This window comes from Rhizobium sp. FG96 (assembly GCF_057808655.1).
The window spans coordinates 331395-348126 of sequence record NZ_JBMDIL010000001.1 but is presented as its reverse complement, the minus strand read 5'-3'; the positions used below and the strand labels follow the sequence as shown (position 1 = coordinate 348126).

Here is a 16732-nt window from a genome sequence, read left to right as displayed (position 1 = left end):
GAGCACAACGCCGCCTTCAGCGAAGCACCGTCTCCACCCCATATTCCCCAGCCCGAAAGCTCCTGAATCCCGGTCCGTCGCGATCCAGCGCGTAATCGTCGAACCAGTCGCGGTGGACGCCTGCCACCATCGCCCCGATCATCTGGGCGGCGAGGAAGGAGAAGGTGATGCCGTTGCCGCCGTAGCCGTAGGCGGCGTAGACGTTGGGCAGGTGGGGGACCTGGCCGATCAGGGGCAGGCCGTCGGCTGTCTCACCGAACGTGCCGCACCAGGCGGTGGCGATTTCGGTGTTGGCCTGCGGCCAGAGGCGCTGCAGCTTGTCGCGGATGATGCTTGCCTTGCCTGCGAGTTGGGCATCGCGCTTGTCGGGGTCGACGGTGGCGTCGTCCTCGCCGCCGGCGATGATGCGGTGGTCGGGGGTGGTGCGCACGTAGAGATAGGGATGGGCGTCTTCCCAGATCAGAGCGCGGTCGCGCCAGAGGGTTGCCGGATCCTGCGGCACGGTGGCGATCGCGAAGCTGGAGCTCACCTTGTGCAGCTTCGGCATGTCGATCTCGGGCATCGAATAGCCGGTGGCGAGCACGGCGGTATCGGCTTCGATGACGAAGGGGCCGTCGAGCTCGGCGGTGACCTTGCCGCCTTCGCTGTGCAGCCGTTTTACCGTGGCGCGTACCGGCATGGCGCCGCGGGCGATGGCGATGCCGAGCAGGCCCCAGGCGAGCAGCAGCGGATCGGCCTCGGCGGAACCCGGCGAGAGAATGCCCCCATCGCGGTCGAGCTCGAACTGGGTGAAGAGGTCGCAATGTTCGAGATAGACGCCCGGCAGACCGGCGCGGCGGCGCAGCTGGCGCTCTTCGAACAGATCGCGGGCGCCCTCATGGTTCTGGGCGAGATAGAGTGTCTGCCGCGGCTGGAAACCGCAGGGCAGCGCGTGGGCGGCGATCAGCTTGGCAAGGCCGGAGACGGCGGCGGCGCTGCGCCTGTACATGCCTGCCGCCCGCTCGAAGCCGTAATAATGCTCGAGCTCTGTCAGCGTGCTGTCGATCTCCCATTGCAGCATGGCGGTGCTGGCGGCGGTCGAGCCGAGGCCGGGCTCTTCCTTGTCGATGACGATCACCGAGAGGCCGCGGGCCTTCAGGTGCTCGGCGGCGAGCGCGCCGGTTATCCCGCCGCCGATGACCAGCGCGTCGGTCTTGTAGCTTTGCGTCAGCGGCTCGTAGGCCGGGCCGCGGGCGCCGCGTCCCCACGGGCTGGCGCCGCTGCGCAAAGCGTCCTGGCTTTCAGGATTGAATTCGACGCCACCGGTCATCGTCACCTCACTTCGGCAGCTGCGGCTGGACGCGCTCTTCGAGGAACAGCTCGTCGACGATGGTCATGACGATCAGCGACAGCGGCAGCGCCAGCATGGCGCCGACCGCACCCCACATCCAGGTCCAGAAGATGATGGCGAGGAAGACGACGAAGGGATTGATCTCCAGGCGGCGGCCCATGACGGCCGGGAAGATCAGGTTTTCCATCAAGAGGTGGACGACGAAGAAGCAGGCGGCCGGCAGCAGGCCGATGACGATGCCATCATGGGTGAGAATGCCGGCGACGGCGACCGCGAAGGTCATCATGGTGATGCCGAGATAGGGAATGAAGCTCGAGAGAAAGGCGAAGAAGCCCCAGAGCACCGGCGCCGAGAGCCCGCCGGCCCAGGCGATCAGCGTCATGATCACGCCGAGCCCGGCATAAATGATCGACGCCGTGGCGAAATAGAAACCGAGCACCTGCTCGACCGAGCTGATGACGCGGATTGCCGCCAGCCGCTGCGGCCGCTCGCGGAAGGTCATGATGATCGTCTTGCGGAGATTGACCCGGCCGATCAGGAAGAGCAGCAGCGCGGCAAAGAAGATCAGCCCCTGCACCAGCGCCGGCGTCAGGTTGGCGGTGACGAGATGCAAGACGTTACCGGTGTTTTCGAGCAGCTTGTCGGCCGACATCGGCCCGCTCTGGAAGGTCTCGGGGGTGATGTGCAGCCAGCGGATCTTCTCGAGATAGGGCATCAGCCGGTCGGTGGTTTTTTCGATGAAGGCCGGCCCTTCATTGAGCAGCGTCGTCACCGGCCCGGCCAGCGCATTGGAAACCAGGAAGATGACCAGCGCCACGGAGCTCGACAGGATCACCGCATTGGTGATGCGCGGCACGCCCATGCGCGACAGCTTCTCGGCGAGCATGCCGAGGATCATGCCGACGACGATCGCCAGTGTCAGCGGTATCAGGATCAGCGACATCTGATAAACGGCAGCCAGCCCGAGAATGCCGAAAATGCCGATGATCGCCCAGGCCATCGAAATATCGAGACCGTCCTTCTCGACCCGGCGAACCGGCGCCTGCGGCATCTGTTCGGTGGCTGCCGAAAGCGTCTCGGCCCAGGCGCTCTTGTGCGAGCCGCCGATCGCGATCTTCCTTGCCTGCTTGCGGATGCCGTTGGCTATGCCCATGTCGATCTGTCCCCGGAAACCCCATTGCTTCGCGACGGAAACGCAAAGCGGCGGATTCGGTTCCGCTGCGGTTTCAGCGCGATCGAAGGTGTTGCGCGGAGACCACGAAAGACGGTGGACAGCCTATGCGGCAGGACGTGGTCCGGCGCCTCAACGGCCCCGGTCATGGCGCACCGGCTCCTCCGGCATCAGCCCGCGCCGCGTGCGCTCCAGCGCTTCGATGCGCCGGCATTCGCGGGCAACGGTTGCGGCGGTGACGTCCTTCCAGGGAGCACCGTCGCTTTCCGACGCGATCACCCGGCCGCCGGATTCGATGAATTCGCAGAAGAGGCGCCGCGATCTGATCTCGCCCGAGAGTTCGGCGATGCGTGCCAGCCTGTCCATCCGCGTCTCCTTCATTCGGTAGATCAAAGGAGGGTTCGCCACGCGCGACGACGGCGAACCCTCGAACCTCGTCGTGCGATAGATTGGTCGCCAGCGCGCACAAGGTCTGCTGATGAGATAGGGCTTTCGAAACGCGCCGGTATCGGACCGAAGTCCTACCTCTGCCGCCTCTCCCGGCCGCCGCCGCGCCCTATCCGACCAAAGTCCGATATGCGGAACAAACTCGCCGCCGCGGCTTTTCCCACCCCACCAGACAGAAGGAGATTTGGTCATGAAAACAGTTCTTATCGCAGCAGCAATGACGTGTTTCGCAGCTTCCGCCTATGCCGACGGCGCCGTCACCGGCATGGTCGGCGGGGCAGCCACGGGCGCCATCGTCGGCGGCCCTGTCGGCGCCGGCGTCGGTGCTGTGGTCGGCGGCATTGCCGGCGGCGTCATCGATCCGCCGCCGCGCGAAGTCGTCACCTATGTCCAGCAGGCCCCGGTTCCGCAGCAGACCGTCGTGGTGCAGCAGCCGGTCCAGGTGGGCGCGGCCCTGCCCGCCGATGTCGTGGTGACGCCGGTGCCTGAGAACCCCAAATACGGCTATGTGGTGATGGGCCAGGAGCGCGTCATCGTCGAGCCGCAGACCCGCAAGGTGGTCCAGGTCATCCAGTAATATCCCAGTAGTGCATCCGCCCTGGTTCCAGAGTGAAAACTCCCTGCGGATGCGCGATGCAGGCGTTGGCTTCGGTCAACGCCTGTTTCGTTTTGCGCGCTATTTTGCGACGCTCGCAAACACCTTCGCCAGCCGCGCGGTCGCCACATCCGCCTCGGCAGCCGTCAAACCGGAGAAGCCGAGCAGCAGGCGCGGCTCGCTGGAGGCGGAGACATGCATCGGCGATACCGGGATGACGACCACGCCGCCCTTCAGCGCCGCCTCGGCGAGCGCCCGGTCATCCGTCCATGTACCCGTGCTTCGGACGGTGTAGTGGATGCCCTGTTCGGGGACAGGGGCGATCAGGTGTTCGGAGAGCCGATCCTTCAACAGGAGAGCGAGATTGTCGCGGGCGGCGCGGTGGCTTTCGCGCAGGCGGCGCAGATGGGCGGGGAAATAGCCTTCATTCAAAAAATCGGCGACGATGAGCTGGTGGAGCGGCGCCGGGAAGCGGTCGATGATCGGGCGCACGGCGCGGAAGGCGGCGACGAGATCGTCTGGGACGATCAGATAGCCGACACGGAAGCCCGGCAGCAGCGCCTTGCTGAAGGTGCCGGCATAGATGACGCGGCGCGTCGCATCGAGGCCCTGCAGCGAGGCGATCGGGTGGCCTTCGTAGCGGAATTCGCTGTCGTAATCGTCCTCGATGATCCAGCTGCCGCGGGCCTGCGCGAAGGAAAGCAGCTCCAGCCGCCGTGCCAGCGGCAAAGCCGAGCCGGAGGGATATTGATGTGACGGCGTCACGTAGATCGCCGCCGGTGCCGGGCCGTCGTAGAGCGACAGATGCTCGGTGATCAGGCCTTCGCCATCGACAGGCAGGCCGGTGATCGCGGCACCGTTCAGCAGGAAGGCGAGCCGCGCCGGCGGGTAGCAGGGATCCTCGATCATCACGGTTTCGCCGGGCGAGACGAGCACGCGGATGGCGAAATCCAGCGCCTGCTGCGTGCCTGAAGTGATGAAGATCTGGCCGGGATCGCAGCGCACGCCGCGCGAGGCCGCAAGATGGGCTGCCACCGCCTGGCGCAGCGAAAGTTCGCCCTGCGGATCGCGGTAACGGTCGCTGGCATAATCGATATGGCGGTGGGCAAGCCGCTTCAAGAGCCCGGCGGTGCGCTCGTCATGGATCACCCGGCCGGTGGCGAAGGCCACCTGGGCGGGCGGTGCAAGATCGGTTCGCATCGCCAGCCGCGCCGCCGTCGAGATGCCGCGCCGCGCGCTGTTATCGGCCGCCTCGCGTGCGCCGGGGCTTCCTGATGGCATCGGCGGCAGGCCGGAGGCGACATAGGTGCCGGAGCCATGCCGCCCCTCCGCATAGCCCTCGGCGATCAGCATCTCATAAGCTTCGGCGATCAGCCCGCGCGACAGCGACCATTCCGATGCTGCCGTCCGCGTCGAGGGCAGCCGGTGGTCCGGCTGCAGCACGCCCGCAACGATGCCGTCACGCAGTTGCAGATAGAGCTGGCGCACGGCGGGAACGGAGGAGGACGCGTCGATATCCGGCAGGAAGCCGGCGGCGGCGCTTTCGCGGCGCAGGGTGCGGGCGCTGGTCTTCGGGGCACTGGTCCTGCGGGGTGAAGTGGCTTGCATGGCTGGCTCGAAGTGGCTCTGGATATATCTTCGATTATTCACTTTTATCGGACCACTTTCAACCGCTCTCCGGAAATGCCCATGCGTCCCTCTGCTGCACCCTTTCTCTTCACCGGCACCATGCTTGCTGCGGCAGGCTATGGCGCCACCTTCCTGTTTTCGGCCTATTACCGCGCCCATGGCGGCAGCGATGTCGATACCGGGTTGACGCTTGCCGCCGCCATGGCCGGGACCTTTACCGGCGTGCCGCTGGTCGGCTGGCTTTCGGGGCGGATCGACGCGGCGCGGATGAGCGCGATGGCGAGCGCTGCCGTGGCGCTCGGCTTCCTGCTGCTCGCCTTTGCCGCGGGCGCCGGTCTCGGCCTGCCGCTCGTCTCCGGCTTCCTGATCGGGCTGGGCTGGGGAATGTTCTATATCGGCGCGCCGATGGCGCTGTCCGAGCGCGTCACCGACGCCGATCGCGGCTTCTGGTTCACCCGCTTCGGCGCCTTCCAGATGGCCGGCATCGGCGGTGGTCCGGTCATTCTCAATCTGGTGCTGAGCGAGGCCGGGCTCTCGGTCGAGGCGACCTTCATGCTTGTCGGCGCTGCCTGCCTTGCCGCTTCGCTGCTGCTGTGGATCTTCGGCTCGATGGCACCGGGCGGTGAGCGAACATCGGCACTGCGCCCCTGGGTGCGGGATATCGGCGTGATTGCCCGCAGCGCCTCGATCAGGCCGATCCTGATGGTGGCGCTTGGCGCATGCGTATTCTCCGGCCTGCTGACCTTCCAGTCATCGCTGGTCGCGGGCACGGGTGCGACCGCCGCAACCTTCTTCGCCGTCTATGCCGTCACCGTCGTTGCCGCCCGGCTGCTGCTTGCCCGCTTCCTGGCGACGCTGCCGCAGGCGCAGCTCGCCTCGGCTCTGCTGACCTCGATGTGCCTCGGCGTCGCCGCCATGTTCGGCGTCGGCCTTCATCCGGCCTTCCAGATCGTCTCGGCGATCCTGACCGGCATCGGCTATGGTCTCGTCTATTCGGTGATCCAGACCTGGGCCGTCAACAACACCGAACCGCGCTATCGCCATGCGGCGCTGACCTGGTTCGTGATGTCCTATTTCGTCGGCATCTTCGGCTTCCCGGCCGTGGGCGGATGGGTGCTCGTCCATCTCGGCCGGGAAATCTTTCTCTCGATCCTGCTCGCCGCAGCGCTGGCCGAACTCGCCATCGCCGCCAGCATCGGCCTGCGCCGGGTGCAGGCGGCGTGAGCCTTACTCCGCGGGGCTGGCGCAGGCGGCCTCTGCCGTCTCCGCCGGCCGGCGACCGAGAAAGGCGATGACGACGACGGCGGTAAAGACCGTGACGCCCGCAAGCAGCACCAAAAGCGAGCTGAAGGCCTGGGCATAGGTTGCGGCAAGCGCCTCGCCGGTCACGCCGGGGATCAATGTGCCAGCGGCCCGGAGATCGCCGGTTACCAGCCGCTGCGCTGCGGCTGCGGCGCCATCGCCGCCGAGCCTTGTGCCGATCAGGGCCGAGAGCACGGCGCTGACCACCGCCAGCGCCACGCCTTCGCCGGCAACGCGCGTGGTGCTGAAGATGCCGGTCGCCATGCCGGCCCGTTCCTTCGGCACGACGCTGACGGCGAGCCCGTCCATCAGGCCCCAGGGCAGGCTGATGCCGGTGCCGATCATCATCAGCGGCGCGATCAGCAGGGTCGGATCGGAGGACGGCGTGGCCGACAGCCAGAACAGACCGCCCGCCGAAATCAGCAGGCCGCCGCTGCAGATGACCGCCGCCGAGAACCAGCGGGTCAGCATGCCCGCGACGACCGGCAGCACCAGCAGCGGCCCGGAAAGCGCGACCATCATCTGACCGGCCTGAACCTCGCTCATACCGTCGATGCCGACGAAGCGCACCGGCAGCAGGATCAGCAGCACCACGAAGGCATAGGCGGGTGCGGCCGCCAGCAGCTGCACGCCGACGAAGCGCGGATAGCGGAACAGCGAGAGGTCGAGCATCGGGCGGGCGACGCTGCGCTCGATCCGCCAGAAGGCGACGAGAAGCGCTGCGGCGCCTGCAAGCAGCGCCGCAACCGGCAAGCTCGCCCAGCCCTGCTCCGGGGCCAGGAGCACGCCGTAGGTCAGGAGTGCCAGCGCCAGGGTGAAGCTTGCGGCGCCCGGCCAATCGAGACCGGCCGCATCGGGATCGCGGGTTTCATGCAGGAAGTTTGCGCCGAGCACGAAGGCGATCAGGCCGAGGGCCGCGACCAGCGCGAAGATCGACCGCCAGCCGAAACTCTCGGCCGTCAGCCCGGAGGCGATCGGCCCGAAAGCGAGGCCGACGCCGAAGCTGGCGCCGACGATGCTGAAGGCCCGCATCCGCGCATTGCCCTCGAATTCCTGCGCCAATGCGGCCATGCCGCTGGAGAAGGTCGCGGCCGCCCCCAGCCCCTGCAGCGCCCGCAGGACATCGAACCAGAGGATATCGGGGGCGAAGGCGAGCATGACGGAGAAGATGAGGAAGGCCGTGAGCCCGCTGAGAAACAGCCGCTTGCGGCCATAGGTATCGGCCAGCGTTCCCGCCGCCATCAGGCTGCTGCCGAAGGTCAGCATGAAGGCGTTCGTCACCCAGTTCAGCGCGATCGGGCTGCCGCCGAGCGAATGGGCGATCGCCGGAAGCGCCACCGCGGGGCCGGTAAAGGTCAGCGGCATTGCCGCCGCCGCAGAGCAGATGCCGGCGAGCGCCAGGATCCGCTTGGACATGTCAGGTTTGGTCATGAGCTTTCCGCCTGTTCGAAAGAGAGGGCGTGCCGCCTTGAGGTGGGAGGTCTATCGGCGGCAACACAAACAGGATAAATTCGCTTCAATCATGCGATAAGCGCCCTATCTCTCCTGGCATAATGGAAAGATTCGCTCGAATGGATGGAATGAGATGGATCAGCTGAGCGGGCTTTCGGCCTTTGTCAGAACCGCCGATCTCGGCAGTTTCGTTGCCGCGGGCCGCGTGCTCGGCCTGTCGGCATCCGCAGTCGGCAAGGCGGTGACGACACTGGAGAAGCAGCTTGGCGTGCGCCTCTTCCAGCGCTCAACGCGCAGCATCCGGCTGACGGAGGAAGGCCGCCTGTTCCACGAGCGCTGCCGCCGCGTGCTCGACGATCTCGAGGATGCACAGGCCTCGCTCGCGGCAGCGGTGGCGACGCCGCGCGGCCGCTTGCGGCTCAGCGCGCCGCTGGTCAGCTACCATCTGCTGCTGCCGGTGCTGCCGGAATTCATCCGCCGCTATCCCGAAGTCGAGCTCGATCTCGATTTCAACGACCGCATCGTCGATCTGATCGACGAAGGCGTCGACGTGGCGATCCGCAGCGGCGATTTGCAGGATTCGAGGCTGATGTCGCGGGCGCTCAGGCCATTCCAGATGCTGCTCTGCGCCGCGCCAAGCTATCTCGAAAAACACGGCACGCCTGAGGTGCCGCAGGATCTGGCAGGTCATCTCGCTATCCGCTTCCGCTTTCCAAACAGCGGCAAGATCCAGGACTGGCCGCTGATGGAGGCAGGCGGCGCGGCCCTGGCGCCACCCGGCCTGATGACCTGCAACAATATGGAGGCGCTGCGTGGCGCCGTGCTTGCCGGTCTCGGCATCGGCTGCATGCCGGATTTTCTGGCGCGGCGGCCGCTTGCCGATGGGACGCTGCGCAGCGTGCTCGGCGAGCATATCGATGGCCCCGGCCAGTTCCATGTGATCTGGCCGTCGAACCGGCACCTGTCGCCGAAGGTTCGGGTGCTGGTCGACTACCTGATCGACACGCTGTTTGCCGAGCGCTGCGACGAACCCGCAGCGCCCGGCCTTTCGGTTACCGGTCGACCGTCGGCATGATCCAGGAGGCGTAGCGGTCGCCGGAGACCTTCTCCGGTGCCAGCGCGGCGTCGAGGCTCTTCATGTCGGCGGCGGTGAGCGCGATGGCGGCGGCGCCGACATTTTCCTCAAGGTAACTCTGGCGCTTGGTGCCGGGGATCGGCACGACGTCGTCGCCCTTGTGCAGCAGCCAGGCGAGCGCGATCTGCGCCGGGGTCGCCTGCTTGTCGCGAGCGATCGCGTGGACCACTTCGGCGGCCTTGACGTTTTCGTCGAAGTTTTCGCCCTGGTAGCGCGGGTCGTTATGGCGGTGATCGTTTTCCGGATATTCCTCGGCGCGCATCACCTTGCCGGTCAGGAAGCCGCGGCCGAGCGGCGAGAAGGGCACGAGGCCGATGCCGAGTTCGCGCAGCACCGGGATGATCTCCGGCTCGAGATTGCGCTCCCACAGCGAATATTCGCTCTGCAGCGCCGTCACCGGGAAGACCGCGTGGGCCTTGCGGATGTTGGCGATACCGGCTTCCGACAGGCCGAAATACTTGACCTTGCCTTCCTTGATGAGCTCGCCGACGGTGCCCGCCACATCCTCGATCGGCACGGTGCGGTCGACGCGGTGCTGGTAGAGGAGATCGATATGATCGGTCTGCAGCCGCTTCAGCGACCCCTCGACCGCCTTGCGGATATTATCAGGGTGGCTGGTCACTTCGCCGGGCACCTGCTTGCCGTCGACGATCTTGAAGCCGAACTTGGTGGCGATGGTCACCTCGCTGCGGCGGCCCTTGAAGGCACGGCCGAGCAGGTCTTCGTTGGTGTGTGGTCCATAGACTTCGGCGGTGTCGAAGAAGGTGCAGCCGAGATCGATCGACCGGTGCAGCGCGCGGATCGCCTCGTCCTGATCGGCCGGGCCATAGGACTGGCTCATCGGCATGCAGCCGAGGCCGATTTCCGAGACTTCCAGACCCTGGCTACCGAGTTTGCGCTTCTTGAGGCTCATGATGCATTCTCCATTCGTGATTGCGCCTGGAGATTGCGCCCGGACGGCCGAATTTCAAATACTTGTAAATTCCGATTACATGCGCGAAAATTCGAGAATGTCGAACGATCCCTTTTCCGACCTGCTGACGCTTACCAATGCGCAATCCGTCATTTCCGGCGGCTTCAAGATCGGCGGCGCCTGGTCGCTGCAGTTCCGGCCGCAGCAGATCAAGTTCTATGCGCTGCTGAAGGGCAGCTGCTGGCTGGATGTCGAGGGCGGCGCCGGGCCGGTGCGGCTGGAAGCCGGCGATACCTTCCTGGTCACCACCCGCGATTTCGTTCTCTCGACCGATCTGTCGCTCACGCCGGTCGAGGCAAAGCCGCTGTTTGCCACCTTCGAGGGCCGCGTCAAGCAGATCACCGAAGAGACTGACGTCGAAATCATGGGCGGCCATGCCGGGCTCGATCCGGAGCGCGGCGCGCTGCTGACCGATGTCATGCCGCCCTTCATCCATGCGAAGGCCGGGTCGCCGCAGGCGGCCGTGCTGCAATGGGTGGTGGCGCAGATCGTTTCGGAACAGACGGCGGACCTGCCGGGCGGTTCGGTCGCCTCGGCGCAGCTGGCGCAACTGCTGTTCGTGCAGCTGCTGCGCGCGCATCTCGATCACGCCGGTTCGCTCGCCGCCGGCCTGCTGCGTGCCGTCAGCGACCGCCGCATCGCACCGGCGTTGCGGCTGATGCATGCCGAGCCCGGCCGCGCCTGGCAGCTGGAAGAACTCGCGGCCGCCGCCGCCATGTCGCGCACCACCTTCGCCGTCTACTTCAAGCAGGTGGCCGGGATCGCCCCGCTCGCCTATCTGACGGAATGGCGCATGCGGCTTGCCGAGCGCTCGCTGCGCGAAGACGACGTACAGGTCGCGACGCTCGCCCGCACGCTCGGCTACACCTCCGAAAGCGCCTTCTCCAACGCCTTCAAGCGCGTCACCGGCCGCGCCCCGAAATTCTACCGGAACGACACGCGGGCCATGGCCGTGGCAGCGGAATAGGCTGACGGGGCGATCCGCGCATGATAGGGCTGCGGCAGTCAAACATGGATGCCGCGATGCCCACTGAAATCTCCTTCCGCCAGCCCACCCCTGACGATGCCGCGCGATGCTTCGAGATCGAAACGTCGGCCTATGAGGGCGACGAGGCGGCGACGCTGGAGAAGATCGCGACGCGGATCGCGCTCTATCCCGAGGGCTTCGTCATTCTCGAAGCGGACGGCAAGATCGCCGGTTTCATTAATAGCGGCTGCGCCTTCGAGGTCGTCATGTCGGACGAGGCGTTCAAGGAGCTGGTCGGGCATGATCCCGCGGCGCCCAACGCCGTCATCATGTCCGTGGTCGTCGACCCCGCCGAACAGGGCAAGGGCTATTCCAAGCTCCTGATGCAGCATTTCATCGCGCGGATGAAGGCGATGGACAAGAAGACCATCCACCTGATGTGCAAGGAGGCGCATGTGCCGCTCTATGCCAGGATGGGCTATCGCTACACCCGGCCCTCCGCCTCCGATCACGGCGGCATGGCCTGGCACGAGATGGTCGTGGAGCTCTGATCAGATCGCCGGACCAAGCCTTATCGGGCTGCCATCCGAGAAGCGCGAGAAGCGGAAGCGGTCGAGTTTGTGGCCGGTGTCGTTGCCCTGGATCAGATCGGACATGACGCGGCCGATGCCCGGGCCGATGCCGAAGCCGTGGCCGCTCATGCCGGTGGCGACGAACAGGCCGCCGATGGCACTGATGCGATCGACGACAGGCACGACGTCCGGCATGGCATCGATCATCCCTGCCCAGGCCGTCTTCAGGCGCAAGTCTTTGAATTGCGGGAAGAGTGTGGTGAAGCCGCGTCTGATCGAGGCGAGATCGGACGCTCCGGGTGCCGGATTGAGGACGCGCATGCGCTCGAAGGGGCTCTTGCTGTCAGGCGTCCAGTCGCGCGGCGTCGACCAGCTGTCGGGGAAACCCGCGGGGGCGGCCGGGAGATAGCGCGTGCCGAAGGGATGGTCGAGCAGCGCCGGGAGATATCTGGTGGCATTGCGGAAGGCATCGGGGCCGACGAAGAGCAGGTTGCTGCCGCCCGGCGCCAGCGTATAGCCGCCATCCTGCCGGCGCCGGAAGGCGATGTCGTCCTCGATCGCCGCGCCTGCATGAAATTCCGGCAGCGGTTCCGTCGCGGCCACCGTGGCGCGGACGCTGAGCTGCGGGATCGAGACACCGTGCCTGCGCAGGAACAGCGACGACCAGGCGCCGCCTGCAACCAATACCGTCGATGTCGAAATCCTGCCGCTCTCGGTCCAGACGCCGGTGATGCGGCCGCCTGCGGTATCGAGCGCCCTGACGGCGCAGTTTTCGATGATCCTGACACCCTTGCGGGCGGCAAGCCGCGCCAGCGCCGGAACGGCGAGCCAGGGCTCGGCCCGCATATCCGAGGGCGTCGTCATCGCGCCGGCATAGCGGCGCGCCATGCCGCCGATCCTTGAGGCGACCTCTGCGCTATCGAGAAGGCGGGTATCGAGATCATGGGCGGCGGCGATCTGCATGAACTTGGCGAATTTCGCCATGTCCTTGTCGGTGCGGGCCAGATAGGTGACGCCGGTCCGCCGGAGGCCGATTTCCTCGCCGCATTCTTCCGCAAGCTGCTGCCACAGACGGCAGGCTTCGATCACGATCGGCAACTCGTCGGGATCGCGGCCCTGCTTGCGGATCCAGCCCCAGTTGCGCGACGACTGCTCGGCGGCGATGCGGCCCTTTTCCAGAAGCGTCACCTGGATATTGCGCGCAGCAAGGAAGAGCGCGGTGCTGACGCCGATCACCCCGCCACCGACGATGACGACCTCCGAGCTTTCAGGCACGGGGCTGGAATGGTTGACAGGATCGGCTTCGGAGAAGGGAAACATCAGGGAGGATCTTGCTGCATGAGGAGTGTCAGCCGATCCCTAGCCTTCCGTTAGCATCCGTTCAAGCATGGTTATGCTGCGTTTTGGCAGTGCCCGGAACGATCTTTGCGGCACATTGCTTTCCTCAGGCGAAACGCAGCGCCGAGCGCGCTTTCGCCTTGGCTGCCTCTTCCTCACGGTCGCGCGGCGGCTGCGAGGTTTCCAGCGACTCCAGCAGTTCGGCGGCGCATCGGGCGATCGACTGCACGGCATGTTCGAAGGCCGCTTCGTTGCGCTTCGACGGCTTGTTGCTGCCGCTCAGCTTGCGCACGAATTGCAGCGCCGCATCATGGATCTCCGCCTCCGTGGCCGGCGGATCGAAATTGAACAGCGGTTTGATATTCCGGCACATGGCCCGCATCCTCCTCGTCTCGGCACCCGCGAAAGACGCGCGGTACAAGGGGAAGCTAGCGGTATCGGCGGCAATTGCAACGGATCGGGTGTCCCGGGTGGCTTTCAGTCTGAGCGGACAGCCTGTTAAGCTCAGGCATGACCAGCGCCATCCCTTCAGACTATCTCATCGGCGGGACTTCCGATTGGAGCGTCAACCACCGGATCAATTCGGCCTTGCCAGGCTATCTGATGATCAGTTCGACTGCCGATACGAGCAGTCTGAGCGACCTATCCGCCGACGCGCTGAGTGCGATGGGGATGGTTTTTGCCAAGGTGCAGCGAGCGTTGAGCGATATCCTCGGCGCCGAGCGGGTCTATATCGGCCGCTACGGGCATTCGCCGGGCTATCCGATCCATTTTCACGCCATCCCGATCTATGGCTGGGTCGAGGAGCTCTTCTGGAGCGATGCGCGCTACCGGGTGCTCGAGCGCTTCGCGGATGGGCCGGGGGAGACGCCGACCGATGGCGCGGAGCTGACGCTTTTCGTCTGGCGCGAGTTCTGCGAGCGGAAAGACCCGCCGCCGATCAAGGGTCCGCCGGTGGCCGAGACGATCTCGATCCTGCGCCGGACCCTTCAGTTCTGAAGGCAAGGTGCGAGGCCCTCACGCCGTCAGCGTCAGCCCGATCCCCCAGGGATCCCGCAGGAACACGCCGCCGTCGCGGGCTTCTGCCTTGATCTCGAGTTTGTCCAGTGCGGTCTTGGCGGTGTCGAGGGCCGCCTTGTCGTTGAAGTGCAGCGCGTAGTCGGCAAGGCCGGTCATGCTGTCGCTGCGGGTGCCGGCGCCGCGGCTGTTCCAGATGTTGGCGGCGACGTGGTGGTGGTAGCCGCCGGTGGCGAAGAAGCTGGCGCCGGGATAGCGGGCCATGATCTTCAGGCCGAGGACGTCGCGATAGAAGGCGTCGGCTTCCGGGATATTGCCGACCTGCAGATGGATATGGCCGATCGCCGTGCCGTCGGCCATGCCGTTCCAGCGATCATCAGGGGCGCTCTCATAGAGCGCCTGGAGGTCGAGGCGGTTGGTGGCCATTTCGACCTGGCCGTCCTGATGGAATTTCCAGACGTCGTGCGGGCGGTCGGCATAGATCTCGATGCCGTTGCCTTCAGGGTCGGAAAGGTAGATCGCTTCGCTGACGAGATGATCGGACGCGCCTTCGAGCACGACATTGTTATGCGCAGCATGGCGCAGCCAGCGGGCGAGCTCGGTGCGGTCGGGCATCAGGAAAGCGGTGTGGAACAGGCCGGCGGCGTTGCGCGGCGCGGTCTGCGCGTTGCTGTCGGTCGTCAGCGTCAGGAGCGGCAGGCCGGCAACGCCGAGGACTTCGCCGCTGGCGGTCTTTTCGATCACCTTGAGGCCGAGCATCGACTGGTAGAAGCCGGAAACGGCGGCCAGATCCTTCACGACCAGATGCGAATGGCCGACATGGGCAGGGCGCGTCAGCGCGTAGGAAGTCTCAGATGTCATCGGTCTCTCTCCTGCCATCGGTTGCGAAGGTGTACCGGCGGTGGCGGCGAAGGCGCCGCCTGTGGCAAGCTCGAGGAATGTTCGCCGGTTCATGATCTCATGGTCCCCTCGGCCGCTGTACTTGCATCCTATATGGCGCATTCCGATTGTTCGCAGAAGACGGGTTTTTGCGGATAAATCGTTCAACATCTGTTGACGCGGCGGGCGCTGCCGCTTGATCCGTATCAAAGCGCCTTATCTATCCTCCGGTAGAGTGGATGCAGTTCATACCGGAGCAGATCATGTACAAGAAAATCCTCGTTCCCATCGAAATCGGCAGTATCGACCGCGGCGAGAAATCGCTGCGCAAGGCGGCGACGCTGCTCGACGAAGGCGGCGAGATCATTCTGCTGAATGTCGTCGAGGACGTGCCGACCTATGTGGCGATCGACCTTCCGGCCGAACTCGTCGAGAACGCCATGAAGGACGGCCGGGCGCGGCTGGAAACCCTGCGTCTGAAGACCGGCATCCCCGCCAGCATCGAGATCGGCCGCGGCCCGCCCGCCAACGGCATTCTGGTGGCCGCCGAAACCCACGGCGCCGACCTGATCATCGTCGCCTCGCATATTCCGGATTTTTCCAACTACTTCATCGGCGCCACCGCCGACCGCGTGGTGCGGCATGCGAAATGCTCGGTGCTGGTGGATAGGTAAGGGAGCCGTTCGGCTACCACCTAACACCTTGGTACCGGTTGCGCCGATACCCATTCGATGCCAGCATTGGCGCCAACAGAAACGGGTGTGCGCAATGGCAGAGTTCAACGGGATCCGCTGGGCTTATGACAAATACGAGTTGATCGCTGACGGCATCGTTCATGGTGTCGGGCTGGCGCTGGCGCTGGTCGGCGCCACGGTGCTGATCTTCTATGCCACCGTCTGGAGTTCGCATGGCGAGCTGGCCGCGGCCTGGGTCTATGGCATCGGGCTCGTCATGACGATCGGCATTTCCTTCACCTACAATGCCTGGCCTGTTTCGCGCACCAAATGGTTCCTGCGCCGGCTCGATCATTCCTCGATCTTCATCCTGATCGCCGCCACCTATACGCCTTTCCTCGAAAGAGGCTCCGACGATCCGCTTCTGTTTTCGATGCTGATCGGCATCTGGGTCGTGGCAATCGTCGGCATTCTCCTGAAATGCGTCTTTCCCGGGCGTTACGACAAGCTGGCGATCCTGCTCTATCTCGCCATGGGCTGGAGCGGCGTGCTGGTGGCCGAGCCCGTCGCCTCGCGCATCCCCTTCGCCTCGATGCTGCTGATCGTCATCGGCGGCCTCATCTATTCGGCGGGCGTCATCTTCCATGTCTGGGAGAAGCTGCGCTTCCAGAATGCCATCTGGCACGGCTTCGTCGTCGCCGCCGCCGCCGTCCACTATTCGGCGGTGCTCACCTGTTTCAGCATGAGCGCGCTTTAGTCAGCGGCAGTGCGGCGGTCCCGAGAGCGTCTTGACGAGATGCGCGACGATGGGATCGTAGAGCTTCGCATCGGCCTTGGGATAATCGAGCACGAAATAGCCGCCGGCGCCCTGGCAGAGCGAGACCGCGCGCACATAGAGGATGCGGTCCTTGCGCGTGCCGGAATAGCTGGCCCGGCCCTTGTCCGACTTGTCGTAGGAGATCGCCCAGCCGGCATCCCTGTCGGATTGCTTGCGCCTGGCGGTATCGGCGGCGAAATTCTCTTCGGTGAGATTGGCGCCGAAGACCAGAAGCTTCGCCTTGCCGTCCTTCGATTGCAGCGTCATGCCGTCGCCATTGTCGGCCTCGCTGACGGCGGCGAAATCGCCGGGCAGGTCGATGACATAGCCGAAGCGCGGATTGGCATAGGGCTTCCAGTCGGCGGCCAGCGCAGGCGAGGCGGCGAGAAGCAGCAGCAAAGCAAGGGACAGGCGCATCGGATCCTCCGGTCAGC

At 65.5% G+C, this 16732-nt stretch carries 18 protein-coding genes; 8 read left to right on the top strand and 10 right to left on the bottom strand.

Translation table 11 applies throughout. The annotated features are described in order from the left end of the window. Positions 1-16: 16 nt before the first annotated feature. The 3 genes from ACODR6_RS01830 to ACODR6_RS01820 all read right to left on the bottom strand — a co-directional run bounded on the left by ACODR6_RS01830 (position 17) and on the right by ACODR6_RS01820 (position 2867). The gene (locus ACODR6_RS01830) at positions 17-1309 is read right to left on the bottom strand and encodes an NAD(P)/FAD-dependent oxidoreductase (RefSeq protein ID WP_489020323.1); all 1293 of its coding nucleotides are present in this window, start codon (positions 1307-1309) and stop codon (positions 17-19) included. A gap of 7 nt (positions 1310-1316) precedes the next feature. Further along, positions 1317-2483 (bottom strand): AI-2E family transporter, encoded by a 1167-nt coding sequence (locus ACODR6_RS01825; protein ID WP_130278758.1) that lies wholly within the window; start codon positions 2481-2483, stop codon positions 1317-1319. Positions 2484-2633: 150 nt separating this feature from the next. Beyond that, the gene (locus ACODR6_RS01820; protein WP_489020321.1) at positions 2634-2867 is read right to left on the bottom strand and encodes a hypothetical protein; all 234 of its coding nucleotides are present in this window, start codon (positions 2865-2867) and stop codon (positions 2634-2636) included. A gap of 271 nt (positions 2868-3138) precedes the next feature. On the opposite strand from ACODR6_RS01820, the gene ACODR6_RS01815 reads away from it, so the two are divergent. Then, positions 3139-3525 carry a DUF1236 domain-containing protein gene (locus tag ACODR6_RS01815; protein ID WP_162708749.1) on the top strand — a complete coding sequence of 129 codons (387 nt, stop codon included), beginning with the start codon at positions 3139-3141 and terminating at the stop codon, positions 3523-3525. 99 nt (positions 3526-3624) lie between these two features. Here the strand turns inward: ACODR6_RS01815 and pdxR are convergent, their stop codons facing one another. Next, complete coding sequence (gene pdxR / locus ACODR6_RS01810) at positions 3625-5151, bottom strand: MocR-like pyridoxine biosynthesis transcription factor PdxR (RefSeq protein ID WP_489020319.1); 1527 nt, start codon at positions 5149-5151, stop codon at positions 3625-3627. Positions 5152-5232: 81 nt separating this feature from the next. On the opposite strand from pdxR, the gene ACODR6_RS01805 reads away from it, so the two are divergent. After that, positions 5233-6396: an MFS transporter gene (locus ACODR6_RS01805; RefSeq protein WP_489020317.1), complete on the top strand. Its 1164-nt coding sequence runs from the start codon at positions 5233-5235 to the stop codon at positions 6394-6396. A 3-nt stretch (positions 6397-6399) separates the two neighbouring features. On the opposite strand, the gene ACODR6_RS01800 is transcribed toward ACODR6_RS01805, so the two are convergent. Beyond that, entirely contained in the window at positions 6400-7905 is a 1506-nt protein-coding gene (locus tag ACODR6_RS01800) for an MFS transporter (protein WP_489020315.1), read from the bottom strand. A 154-nt stretch (positions 7906-8059) separates the two neighbouring features. Between ACODR6_RS01800 and ACODR6_RS01795 the strand changes: the two genes are divergently transcribed. After that, positions 8060-9001, top strand: a complete 942-nt coding sequence (locus tag ACODR6_RS01795; protein WP_112719188.1) for a LysR family transcriptional regulator — start codon at positions 8060-8062, stop codon at positions 8999-9001. Here ACODR6_RS01795 and ACODR6_RS01790 read toward each other — a convergent pair. After that, a complete protein-coding gene (locus tag ACODR6_RS01790) occupies positions 8979-9974 on the bottom strand; it encodes an aldo/keto reductase (protein ID WP_489020313.1) in 996 nt (331 codons plus the stop codon). The two genes, ACODR6_RS01795 and ACODR6_RS01790, sit on opposite strands and share 23 nt — an antisense overlap. A 97-nt stretch (positions 9975-10071) precedes the next feature. On the opposite strand from ACODR6_RS01790, the gene ACODR6_RS01785 reads away from it, so the two are divergent. After that, complete coding sequence (locus tag ACODR6_RS01785) at positions 10072-11001, top strand: AraC family transcriptional regulator (RefSeq protein WP_203429346.1); 930 nt, start codon at positions 10072-10074, stop codon at positions 10999-11001. Positions 11002-11057: 56 nt separating this feature from the next. Continuing rightward, the gene (locus tag ACODR6_RS01780; protein ID WP_489020311.1) at positions 11058-11552 is read left to right on the top strand and encodes a GNAT family N-acetyltransferase; all 495 of its coding nucleotides are present in this window, start codon (positions 11058-11060) and stop codon (positions 11550-11552) included. Here ACODR6_RS01780 and ACODR6_RS01775 read toward each other — a convergent pair whose 3' ends face one another. Then, positions 11553-12893 (bottom strand): NAD(P)/FAD-dependent oxidoreductase, encoded by a 1341-nt coding sequence (locus ACODR6_RS01775; protein WP_489020309.1) that lies wholly within the window; start codon positions 12891-12893, stop codon positions 11553-11555. Positions 12894-13017: 124 nt separating this feature from the next. Further along, positions 13018-13284: a DUF2277 domain-containing protein gene (locus tag ACODR6_RS01770; protein WP_112719191.1), complete on the bottom strand. Its 267-nt coding sequence runs from the start codon at positions 13282-13284 to the stop codon at positions 13018-13020. Between the two features lie 137 nt (positions 13285-13421). Here ACODR6_RS01770 and ACODR6_RS01765 point away from each other — a divergent pair, with 137 nt between their 5' ends. Next, positions 13422-13910: an HIT family protein gene (locus tag ACODR6_RS01765; RefSeq protein WP_489020307.1), complete on the top strand. Its 489-nt coding sequence runs from the start codon at positions 13422-13424 to the stop codon at positions 13908-13910. Positions 13911-13928: 18 nt separating this feature from the next. Here the strand turns inward: ACODR6_RS01765 and ACODR6_RS01760 are convergent, their stop codons facing one another. Beyond that, entirely contained in the window at positions 13929-14789 is an 861-nt protein-coding gene (locus ACODR6_RS01760; RefSeq protein WP_489020305.1) for a VOC family protein, read from the bottom strand. A gap of 281 nt (positions 14790-15070) precedes the next feature. Here ACODR6_RS01760 and ACODR6_RS01755 point away from each other — a divergent pair, with 281 nt between their 5' ends. Together ACODR6_RS01755 and trhA are read left to right on the top strand one after the other, a co-directional pair. Continuing rightward, positions 15071-15481, top strand: a complete 411-nt coding sequence (locus ACODR6_RS01755; RefSeq protein WP_112719193.1) for a universal stress protein — start codon at positions 15071-15073, stop codon at positions 15479-15481. 94 nt (positions 15482-15575) lie between these two features. After that, positions 15576-16238: a PAQR family membrane homeostasis protein TrhA gene (gene trhA, locus ACODR6_RS01750; protein ID WP_112719178.1), complete on the top strand. Its 663-nt coding sequence runs from the start codon at positions 15576-15578 to the stop codon at positions 16236-16238. Here the strand turns inward: trhA and ACODR6_RS01745 are convergent, their stop codons facing one another. Then, positions 16239-16715 (bottom strand): hypothetical protein, encoded by a 477-nt coding sequence (locus ACODR6_RS01745; RefSeq protein ID WP_489020302.1) that lies wholly within the window; start codon positions 16713-16715, stop codon positions 16239-16241. Between the last annotated feature and the right edge of the window lie 17 nt (positions 16716-16732).